Source organism: Streptomyces sp. NPDC042336, assembly GCF_055581985.1.
In genome coordinates this window covers 24,997-36,507 of the sequence record NZ_JBVJEA010000044.1, presented here as the reverse complement: position 1 = coordinate 36,507, position 11,511 = coordinate 24,997, and the positions used below count along the sequence as shown (strand labels likewise).

Below are 11,511 nucleotides of genomic sequence, written 5' to 3'. Positions count from 1 at the left end.
AGCGCGGGAACGGATTACGGACACTAATCCGGGGTCAGCACATGTCTCCTTCCTTCGTGGCTTTCCCACTTAACGTGTGCGACTTCGTGTCGCACTTTGAGGCGGTTGATACACCCGCTCGACGGTGTTGCGCCGCTTGTAGACGTCCGAGTCGAAGCCGGGCGGGCGTCCGCCTCGATGGTCCCGCCGCAGACGATGACCGATCTGGTCGGAGGGCTGCGGGACGACCGCGCAGATCTGCCGTCGGCGCAGGTGACTACGTATCTTGCGAGATGAATAGGCGCGGTCGGCCAGGACCATTGGCGCCAGGAACCCTTGCCGGTTCAGCACGTGAGGGTCGCCTCGGCGGGGCAGGCGCTGAAGGCTACGCTCGCGGACCGTGCGGACGCCGTGGACGGCTTGGGGCACAGCGTGTGGAGTCCACTACAGGTGGCTCAAGACGCCCGTACGACCCGCACATTCATTCCATGGTGCGTGTTCGTGCTGAGGTGAGGGTGGGATCCGGTGTCCGTGTGCGCGAGAGTGATTACGTGGTGTGGTGAACCGTTCACGGTTGAGGGCCGTTGAGTCGGGGAGCGAGTACATGGGTCGTGCTTCTGACGGAGGTCGTGTGGAACTAAGTGCCGCTACTGCGGAGGATGAACGTGCAGGGTTGATCGCAGCCTTGTACGCGCCGCAGGCGAATGGAGCTCCCCCCCTGGTCCTCCATGGCCATCTGCCCCCGGCCCGCAGGACAGGTGCGCCCGAGTGGGAGCTCAAGACCAGGCGACGGATGATCAGACTCCTTAATTCGCATTATGTGGCGAGTCCTGCGGAGGTGTCGGTGCTGCGGGAAGCCGGGATTCCCCTGAAAGCGAGGGAGGGCGGCGGCTTCCACATCGACCCCACCGTCCCGAGGCAGAGCGCACATAGACGGGCCGAGGCCAGTGCCAGAAGCGCCGAGCAGATCGGCCGTCTGTACGGTCTGGTGCCCGGCTCCATCGCCCAGGTCCCCTGGGGTGTCCTGCCCATGGTCCTCAGGAAGGGTGCGCCCGAGGAGGAGAAGCGCGTCAGGCGGCGGATGCACCGTCTCCTCGAGTCACAGTACGCGGTGAGTCCTGCGGAGGAGTTTGAGCTGCGAAGAGCCGGGATCCCCCTCAAGACAAGGGAGGGGGGCGGGTTTCACATCGACCCCGCTGTTCAGCGAGAAAGTGACATGCTCGAGGCCGAGGCCAGTGCCAGAAGCGCCGAGCAGATCCGCCGCCTGTACGGTCTGGTGCCCGGCGCCACCGCCCAGGTTGCCTGGGGCGTCCTGCCCACGCTACGCAGGGAGGGCGCGTCCCACGAGGAGAACAGTGTGAGGCAACGGTTGCACCATCTATGCGGGCCGAGGTACAGCACGACTCCCGCGGAGGTGTCGGCACTGCAAGAAGCCGGGCTTGCCCTGAAGGTGAGGGAGGGTGGCGGGTTCAGCATCGATCCCTCTGTTGCGCGGCAAGGTGATCTGAGCGCCAGCCGGGGCCCGAGGAGGTCCACGGCGCGGCCCGCGCAACCGGCAGCCGCGCCGGCCGGCGGTAATGGGGTACGGCACGCCGCGGACTATCAGGCCTCTGGGCTGTCGTATCCGTGGCGGTACGGGCAGCCGTCCGCAGGGACGGGGCCCATCCTGTCCGGGACTCGCCACACGTCCTCCACCCCGGGGCGGGTCCGTACCGTCTCCACCAGGCCGTGGGCGGTGACGACCTGGCCATGACGGTCGGCCTTCCCGGTGCACATCACTCCAGACAACCACTGCGAGCATCTGGCAACTGGAGATGACCGTGTGCTACCTCCCGCCGGAGCTCAGGATGAAGCCGGCGATCCGCTCGGACGTGTCCAGCGGTCGGAAGGGAACTGTCGCGTCCGAGGGAACGGACGGATCGAAGGTTCCTTCGACCGCGAGGCGGGGCCTTTCCCCCGGAACTGCGGGCACACGGGCAGTCACCTTTTCTCACCTAGAATTCGAAGCGAGACGCGCAGCTCTCATGCGACGGAGTCGCCGAGGGCTCCGCCGGTGACCGTGCGGATCGCATGGGCAAGGCGGGATAGCCATCACGTTAGTGACCACCGTGGTGTCGGCGCCAACGAGCTCGTGCACGGTAAGCGGTGAGACGTCGTGCCTCTGATCGTCGATCATGGCCATGTGGCGGGAACGCATCTCGTGCAGCGATCATCAGCGACCGGAGGATCACGGGCCTATCGGCCAGCGTGATCGCTAGACTGGTCGCCGAGCTTGGCCCGTTGTGGCACGAACGGCACCAGGCCGAGCTTGCGTCCCGTCCGCGGAAGCGCGCTGTGGGCGCCGGAGCGAAGCACCGATTGGTGTTCGTCGACCGGCTTCTGGCCACGCTCGTGCACCTTCGGCATGCCACCACGCACGACGCGCTCGCCTGCTGGTTCGGTGTCGACCGCTCCACCGTCACCCGCGCCATCGGGGAGGTTCGACCCTTGCTCGCCGAGCGAGGGTGCACCGTCAGCCAGGGTGTGCGGCTGCGGACCCTGGCCGAGGTCATCGACCACCTCGGTGCCGACGGGAAGACCGGGATCATCGACGGCACCGAGATTCGGGCCCGCGCCCACCGGCCGGCTGCGGCGGACGCCGTGCCTTCGTCTTGGGTAAGAAGCAGAACACGATGAAGGCTACCGTGATCACGGACTGGCGTAGCCGCATGTTATGGACCGATGCCCTGCGGTCTGGGCGTATGCACGATGCCACGGCCGCACGCAACGAAGGCATCGCCGTCTGCTTCCGGCACTTCCCCGACATCGAGGTCCTCCTGGACGACGGCTACCTGGGCCTGAGCCGTGACCACCGCGGGCAACCTATCACGCCACCCAAAACCCCGGCCCGGAGCACTGCCCGGCAGGGTCGAACAGTGGGAACGCGACCGCCACGGGCACTCCTCCGACCGCATCACCGTCGAACACGCCCTCGCCGATCACAAACGCTGGAAGCAACTGACCCGCTGGACCCACCGCCGCGACCGCCTGCCCGACACTTACCGCGCCATCGCCGGCCTCGACTCCGACCGCACCGCCAACGCCTGAAAACCGGCCACGGCAAGGCCAAACACGCCTCACCCGCTATCACGCACCAGCTCGTTAGCGCGCGGTGGTGACGACGGCCCTGCATGACGTCCGGCTCAGAACAGCTCTTCTTGCTGCGGTAGTGCCGCCAGGTGGTGTCTGCGGACGGACCTACCGCCTCCGCGATCTGATGACCGCTGCCACCTCTCTGGAGATCACCAGCTGCAGCCGTGCATGCCGTCGCTAGCTCTTCCCCCTTGCATTGCGGCGTCTTCGTGCACTCCATCTCCCCTCCCCGTGTATCCTCAAGCGACAATATGCCACTAAGTGACAGGAGGGGGGCGGTTCCCCGCGTGGTCAGCCCGGACTGGGACAGCTTCGCTCACGCCCCCGGATTCGTCTGCACCGCGCCGCTCCAAGTAGTTGTGTTACTGACCCGCCCAACCGTCATGGCATCGCTTAGATCATCCCGCTGCTGGACACCATCCCGCACATCCGCGACCAGTCCCGCCGACGCCCCAAGGCGTCGGTTCGCCGACCTCGGTTTCGACTAAAGTACCGATGCCTGCACCACTCTCGCGACGGCATGCCGAAGATCGCCCGCCGAGGCTCGTGCGCGGCTCCGGACTGAGCAATAAATCCACTGGGTCGTGAAGCGTACTTCTTCCTGGCTCCGTCAGCGCAAACGCCCGCGCACCCGCGGGGGATAAGCACAGCCCGTTGTCGCGGTCTGCCCGAACTCGCTTGCAATATCCCCTGCTTTACATGCCTTCGAACCTCATTCTGGAACGATCACTGAAAGAACACCTATATGACCGTTGTGGTAGAGGAAAATCGCAGGCCGCGTATCCAGGTAGCTGACAGTGATCCCAGCAGGGGACGCTCGATCCTGATAAATGACCCCTCGGTGGATCCATGAATACAACCGATGCGAAGGCACGTGGAGCTGCCCCCCCATTCGACGCTGAGCGCGTGGCGTCACCCCTACGCTTCACTCTCCTGGGCCCAGTCCGGGCTTGGCGCGGTGCCGACGAACTGGACCTAGGCTCGCCACAGCAGTGTGTCGTGCTTGCAGCCTTGCTGCTCCAGCGAGGACGACCCGTTACAACAGGCGCACTGGTCGACGCCGTATGGGGGGACGAACCGCCGGCCACAGCTGTCCCAGTTCTGCGCACCTATGTGTCACGACTGCGCAAGGTACTTGAGTCCGAGCAGGGGGTTGAAAAGCCCCCGCAGGTGATTGTCTCAGTCGCGGACGGGTACCGTGCTCACGTTTCAGACGCCTTCCTGGACCTGGGAGTCTTCGAACAGCAGGTCACCACAGCAAAGAACCTGCGTGCCGCAGGTGACGTGCCGGCAGCCGCAGAGGCCCTGCACGCCGCGCTCGACCTATGGGAAGGTGCGGCGCTGGCCGGACTGCCAGGTCCGTTCGCCGAGGCTGAGCGCTCTCGCTTGGCCGAGATACGGCTGGCTGCACTAGATACCCGGCTCGACATCGACCTCCAACTCGGGCGGCATAGCGAGGTGGTTCCTGAACTGACGTCGCTGATCGATGAGTACCCGTTTCGGGAAGAGTTGTGCCGACTGCTGATGCTGGCGTTGTACCGCTCGGGGCGGCGGGCTGAAGCGCTCGCTCGATACCGCCGGATGCGTGGCATCTTGGTGACTGAACTGGGTATCGAGCCAGGGGCGCCCCTCCGGGAGCTGCACGAACGCATGCTGATGGCTGATACCTCCATAGATCACCGCGCACCGGACAACGGAACGCCCAGGGCGGAACCGGCCTCCGAACAGTGGGTGCGTCCCGCCCAGCTACCCGCTGACCTGCTTGCCTTCACCGGGCGGCAAGCCGAACTCCGGCAAAGCCAGAACCTACTGCCGAGCGATGGGAGGCTGCCCTTCACGGTGGTGATCAGCGCTATCGGCGGTATGGCCGGAATCGGTAAGACCACCCTCGCCGTACACTGGGCTCACACCCTCGCTGACCGCTATCCCGACGGACAACTTTTCATCAATCTGCGCGGATACGACGCAGCCGGTTCGGCGGTCTCCCCGCAAGATGCCGTTCGTGTCTTCCTCGAAGCACTTGGTGTACCTGAGCAGAGGCTCCCCGCCTCGCCGGACGCCCAGACGGCGTTGTACCGCAGTCTCCTCGCTCGCAGGAGGGTGCTGATCGTCCTCGACAACGCCCGCGATACCAATCAGGTCCGTCCACTGCTGCCGGCTTCCCCTGGCTGTCTTGTCATCGTCACCAGCCGTAGCCGGCTCACCGGTCTGATAGCGACCGAGGGCGCCCATCCGCTGATCCTGTCCAGTTTGACGGCTGCCGAGGGTTGCGAACTGTTGGCACGCCGCATAGGCGACGAGCGGTTGTCGAAAGAGCCAGGAGCGGCGGAGGAAATCGTCCGTCTCTGCGGTGGGCTGCCGCTGGCTCTGGCCGTGGTGGCCGCCCGCCTGGCGACCAACCCCGGCTTCTCACTGAGCGCCGTGGTAGACGAGCTGCATGAGAGCCGGGGCAGTCTCGACGCCTTCGCGAGCGCTGACATCGTCACAGACGTGAGGGCGGTCTTCTCCTGGTCCTACGAGGTATTGACCGACGGCGCTGCGAGGCTGTTCAACCTATTGAGCTTGCACGCTGGCCCAGACATTTCCGCGTCGGCTGTAGCTGCTCTGGTCGGCCTTCCTGTCCGACAGACTCGCAGCCTCCTCACAGAGCTCACTGGTGCCCACCTGCTGACAGAACGTCTCCCGGGACGTTACGCCCTGCATGACTTGCTGCGGGTCTACGCCGACGAGCAACTTCACGCCCATACGTCAGCCGACGAGCGTGAGCGAGCCGTTGAGCGACTCTTGACCTGGTACGAACACAGCGCGGCAGCCGCGTACTGCCAACTCACTCCGCATCGCCGCAAGGTCCCTCTCCAAACATTGCCTCCTGATTGCCATCCGCTCACGTTCAGTACGCGTCACCAGGCCCTGGAATGGTGCGACACTGAACAGGCCAGCCTCGTTGGCGCCGTGCACCAAGCCGCCACGTTGGACAGGCCAGGCATTGCATGGCGGCTGAATTCCGCCTTGTGGAGCTTCTTCTATCTCCGCGGCCGTGTGTACGACTGGCTCGACACGTCGCGGACCGCTCTCGCGGCTGCCCGTTCCGTACACGACCGCACCGGGGAAGTATGGTGCCTCAGCAATGTAGCCACCGCGCTGACGATGATGCGTCAGTTCAATGAGGCTATCGAATATTTTCGGCAGACAATGGTGCTCTCTCGGGAACTCGGAGACGTTGACGGCAGAGCCTTGGCGGTGGCCAACCTAGGTAACGTTTACTTGCAACTCGGGCAGCTCGACAAGGCTGTTGATTACACCCGCCGAACCTTGGCGCTGAGCCAAATTCGCGGTGATGCCTGGCAGGAGGGCATCTGTCTGGTCAACCTGGGGGACGCCTATCAGCGGCTTAGCCGGTTCGATGAGGCCGTCGATCACTTGGAGCAGGGGCTGACCGTACTACGCGCCACAGGCAACCGCTGGGTCGAAGGCGTCACTCTCGACATCCTCGGGACCCTCCAGTACCGGCTCCAGCACCACGAGGCGGCAGTCGACCGCTTTCACCAGGCACTCGAAGCGCACAGGGACGTCGGAAATCGATGGGTCGAAGGGGACACCCTCGGTCACCTTGGACTTGCCCTTCAGGACGTCGGTCGAACAGACGAGGCACGAGCCTGTTGGCAGCAAGCTCTCGAGATCTTCGAGGAGCTCAATCATCCGGACGTTCAAAAGGCTCGGGAAAACCTCCGAGGACTGGAAGAAGGCTGCTAGGTGAGCAGCAAGGCTGGGACTCGCACTCACCCTCCAGTTGGAGATCGACCGAGCCCTAGCCGTGCGGTGAACTGACGGGGAGGGCACTGCCAGGTATGCAGGTGCCATTGCCTGTCGGTTGTCACCGATCGGGAACGGATGAACTGGGTTGCTTCCGCGGCCTGCTGGGACCGCTGTCGCGCAGGGCCAGGTAACAGATGGCGGAGCAGGCCGGCGACGCCCGTTCACCCCTCACGGAAACTTTCCGGAATCCGCAGGTACGGACCCGCCGTGAACCGTCCAGCCTCCTGACGCGTTACAGCCCACAACCGGCCCCGCAGCGATGGTCCCCCAGGAGCGCGTTGCGGACCTTGCACCACCGGGAGCCCTCACTGCCCTGTGTACGCATCCTCCTCGAACGCAGCCTCGCCCTGCGAAGGCCGCCCAGCAGCGCCCCTGGCTGGGCCCGCCAAGGGCGGCAGATTAGCTCATGTGCTTCCGCAAGGAGTAACGATGTATATGCAATCCATAAGTAATCTGGCGAATGAACGCCGCGAGCGCGGCCAGACGGAACTGCCGGTCGGGAAAGAAACCCACAGGGAATCGCGCAAGAAGGTCGCCGGATAGTCCGGCGGATCACACCTCGACCTGTAAGTTCGAGCGACCGAAAGGCCATTCAGGACAAACCTGGCGAGACCAAGACCGCCAAGCATGTGCGGGTTGGACGCCCTGCTCCAGCCACTCGGTGCGGTTCCACCCGACGACCGTCGGATGCCCGAAGAAGCGTCCGGTCTTCCACGCTGGTGGCGTGACAGGCCGTGCGCAAGCGCAGGAACTCGCCGCCTCACGTCGGTCGCGGCGGACCGTCCTGATGCCCTGCAGTGGTGCGCGCGCCCTGCCACGGCGGTAGACCACGCAGGAAAGGAATCTTGTGAACGCCGCATCCGCCCCCGAGGCGAAGGGTGCCGACTCCCCCTGTGCCCGCGAGTCGCTGCTCCAAGCGCTGTGCGGGTACGTTCGCCCGCACTGGTGGGCCGTCACACTCGGTCTGTTGTTGGCGCTGATAGGAGCGGCCGGCGGGTTGCTCCAGCCTCTGGCCACGAAGGAACTGGTCGACCGGCTCTCGTCCGGCGGCACGATCACCACCATCCTGCTGGCCATGACCGTCCTGGTGCTGTTGAGCACGATGGCCGAGGCATTCGGCGCCTATGCCCTGGAGCGGACGGCGGAGTCCGTGGTCCTGGCTGCTCGCCGCGGCCTCATCGGCCGGCTGCTGCGGCTGCGGCTCGCGGAGGTGGAGCGGATGCAGCCGGGCGATCTGATGTCGCGGGTGTCAGCCGACACGACGCTGCTGCGGGCGGTCAGTACCCAGGCGGTGGTCAACGCTGCGACGGGGGCGGTCACACTGGTCGCCGCGATTGTGGTGATGGCCTTCCTCGATGCTGTCCTGCTCGGCGTGACCCTCGTTGTGGTCGCACTTGTCGGTGCCGGCGTCACCTTGGTGTTGCCGAAGATCAGGCAGGCCACCGAGCGTTCGCAGGCCGCGGTGGGGGAGATGTCCACGAGGCTGGAGCGGAATTTCGGCGCTTTCCGCACCGTAAAGGCGTCCGGCGCCGAGGAGCGGGAGAGCGCCCGTGCCGAGGCGGCGGCCCGGCGGGCGTGGCGCCACGGGGTGCGCAGCGCGAAGTGGGAGTCCGTGGTGGGTACGGCAGACAACCTCGCCGTCCAGCTGGCCTTTCTCGCGGTGCTCGCTGTCGGCGGAGCGCGGGTGGCTTCCGGGGAGCTTCCCCTGTCCACACTCATCGCCTTCCTGCTGTACCTCTTCTACCTGATGGAACCGGTGTACAGGCTGATCGAGGCCGTATCCAGATACCAGGAGGGCGCGGCCGCGGTAGCCCGGATCACAGAGGTGGATGTCCTAACGGCCGAGTCGTCGGTCGCGCATGGGCCGGTGCGGCCCGAGGACTGGGCCGTCGTGCAGTACCCGGCATCGGTCCGCTTCGAGAATATGTCCTTCCGCTACGCGCCCGGCCTGCCGTATGTCCACCAGCAGGTCGACTTAGAGATTCCACGTACCGGAATGACCGCCTTCGTCGGCCCCTCGGGAGCGGGCAAGTCGACGCTCTTCACGCTCATCGAACGGTTCTACGAGGCGACCAGCGGCCGGGTCCTGATCGACGGCAAGGACGTGCGTGAGTGGCCTCTGCCCGAGTTGCGGTCCGTCATCGGGTACGTCGAGCAGGACGCGCCGGTCCTTGCCGGAACGCTGCGGGAGAATCTGGTCTTCGCCGCGCCCCGTGCGACGGACGACGACATCCGTGCTGTCCTCACCCGGACCAGGCTCAACACCCTCGTCGAGCGTCTGCCGCACGGCCTGGACACCGTGGTCGGGCATCGCGGCTCGAAGCTGTCCGGTGGCGAGCGCCAGCGCGTCGCGATCGCCCGCGCACTGCTGCGCCAGCCCCGGTTACTGCTCCTGGACGAGCCGACCTCACAGCTCGACGCCGTCAACGAGCTGGCTCTGCGCAACGTCATCGCCGAGACGGCACGCGAGACCACCGTGCTGGTGGTGGCCCACCGCCTGTCGACGGTGACGGACGCCGACCGCATCGTCGTCATGGATGGTGGCACGGTCCGCTCGGTCGGTACCCACGAGGAGCTGGTGGCCAAGGACGAGCTGTACGCACAGCTCGCCGCGACCCAGCTCCTTACCCCGGCGGGCCACTGTTCCGAGTGGGCCGGGCCGGACTGTAGAGGGACGACACGGTCGTCCCCTTGAGGGGCTGCCCCCGGCGTGCGGTGAGGGCAGCCCAGATGCGTGATGGTTGGTGCCGGACGTCCGCACAGTACGGGTGGAAGGCACAATCTCCGAGGCCGCATCCCCTCCTGAAATCGTATTGCAGAGTCCGCAGGACACACACCACCGTTCCCTCGGCCTCCGAAGCACCTGTGCTCACGCCCCTCACGGCTTCGCTCGACCGGCCCGGTACATCTATCCGTCGAAGGCTCTGACAGGGCACGGATTCCCACAGGGCACTGACCGCGGCGAAGACGACCCGTCCAGTCAGCGCCTAGCTCATGACAGCCGTTGCCAACCGGAGTCCTGCATGGTCTTCGCCGGCCGCCTCGGAGCCATCGGGCGCCATGCCTGAGAGCCTGTCGGGCGCCGGTTGATTACGCCGCGATGAGGTCCTCGACGGTCTTGGCTGGGGCGGTCTTGCGGTGGGGTTCATGGCTCCACCGCGATGACTGCCCGGAGAGTCGGACGAGCATCCGGATCATCGCGAACTCGATCATGGCCTCGGAGGTGGCGGTGAGCCGTTCGCAGTCGCGGACCAGCCGGCGGTTTCGGACCAGCCAGCCGAGACTTCGCTTTAGACCATGTCCTACGTGGTGAGGCGTCGTTGAGTTCGGCATGGGGCGGGGTACGTGGAGTTGGATTGTTCCGGACGGACTGTGGGAGATCGCGAAGCCGCTGATCCCTCCGTCGAAGGTGCGGCCGCAGGGCGGCGGAACGCAGGACATACCTGATGAGACGCTGTTCGCCGCGATCATCTATGTCCTGGTGTCCGGCTGTGCTTGGCGGGCACTGCCGCCCTGCTTCGGCATCTCGAAGTCGACCGCGCACCGTCGGTTCCTGATCTGGTCCGGGGCCGGCGTCTGGGGCCGGCTGCATGAGGCCGTGCTGCACCGCCTGGACGACGCGGGACTGGTCGATGTCACCCGCGTCGTTCTCGACACCGCCCACGTGCGGGCCAAAAAAGGGGCGAACACACAGGTCCGAGCCCCGTGGACCGAGGCAAGCCGGGTTCCAAGATGCACGTCCTGTCGGACGCGAACGGCCTGCCCCTCCTCGTCGGCGTCTCGGCCGGCAATGTCCACGACAGTGAAGGACTGAAGCCGATGGTGGAGGGTCACCAAACGAGACACGACCCCCACCGAGGCCGGTACTTCAAGCCCCAGCGCCTGCATGCGGACAAAGCCTACGACCGCGCCGACCTGCGCAGATGGCTCCGGTGGAAGCGAATCGGCGTGCGCATCGCCCGCAAAGGCGTCGAGTCCAGCGAACGATTAGGGCGGCGCCGCTGGGTCATCGAGCGCACCATGTCGTGGCTCTCCGGTTACCGCCGACTCAGCCCTCGCTACGAGCGCGATCCCCGCAACTACCTGGCCTTTCTCGGACTTGCCGCCGCCCTGTGCTGCTACAAGCGACTCGTCCGCCTCACCACGTAGGACACGGTCTTACCACCCCACGGCGGGGCAGGACCTTGAAGCCCCTGCTATCGTCGGTCCGCTTCACGATGCCCAACGCGTCGCGGGCCCATGCAAGTAACGTGAAATCGACGGAGATGACGTATGCACCGTCGGCCCACACCAAGCTGACCATGGGAGAGGCAGCGGCGAGCCAGGTCAGGACGGCGCGGTCCTGCGCGAACCTTGCCGATGTCGAATCCACGTGCCGCGCCGCCCTCGCTGGTTTGATCGACCGGGCGTCGAACACGGCGGTTGATGGCTCTCACACGGCCTGTGAGTCAGGCCCAACATAACCTGGGCCTGACTCAGGCGCGTATCTGAGGAATGAACGAACTTCTCCCTGGGGAACCGCGGCTGAGCGGCGCAGCTTGGCCACCCGGCGCCCTGGCCGGACGGCCCAGAGGAGTGGTCGGC

The 11,511-nt window shown here is 65.8% G+C and carries 5 protein-coding genes and 1 pseudogene; 5 read left to right on the top strand and 1 reads right to left on the bottom strand.

Annotated features, from left to right (window positions below):
• Positions 1-95: 95 nt before the first annotated feature.
• Positions 96-357 (bottom strand): annotated as a pseudogene (locus ACZ6IM_RS40410) (transposase); the annotation flags it as partial.
• 1,983 nt (positions 358-2,340) lie between these two features.
• Between ACZ6IM_RS40410 and ACZ6IM_RS40405 the strand changes: the two are divergent.
• From ACZ6IM_RS40405 to ACZ6IM_RS40385, 5 genes are all read left to right on the top strand, one after another.
• A complete protein-coding gene (locus tag ACZ6IM_RS40405) occupies positions 2,341-2,655 on the top strand; it encodes a helix-turn-helix domain-containing protein (protein ID WP_398918628.1) in 315 nt (104 codons plus the stop codon).
• Between the two features lie 168 nt (positions 2,656-2,823).
• Complete coding sequence (locus ACZ6IM_RS40400; RefSeq protein ID WP_362771056.1) at positions 2,824-3,066, top strand: transposase; 243 nt, start codon at positions 2,824-2,826, stop codon at positions 3,064-3,066.
• A gap of 951 nt (positions 3,067-4,017) precedes the next feature.
• Positions 4,018-6,864, top strand: coding sequence for an AfsR/SARP family transcriptional regulator (locus tag ACZ6IM_RS40395; RefSeq protein ID WP_319217512.1), 2,847 nt, complete (start codon positions 4,018-4,020; stop codon positions 6,862-6,864).
• A 910-nt stretch (positions 6,865-7,774) separates the two neighbouring features.
• Complete coding sequence (locus tag ACZ6IM_RS40390; protein ID WP_319217513.1) at positions 7,775-9,622, top strand: ABC transporter ATP-binding protein; 1,848 nt, start codon at positions 7,775-7,777, stop codon at positions 9,620-9,622.
• A 636-nt stretch (positions 9,623-10,258) separates the two neighbouring features.
• Positions 10,259-11,076 (top strand): IS5 family transposase gene (locus tag ACZ6IM_RS40385; RefSeq protein ID WP_398918619.1). Its coding sequence is split into 2 segments (ribosomal slippage): positions 10,259-10,607 and positions 10,607-11,076, totalling 819 coding nucleotides; the frame shifts between segments, so codons are not numbered across the junction.
• Positions 11,077-11,511: the final 435 nt, after the last annotated feature.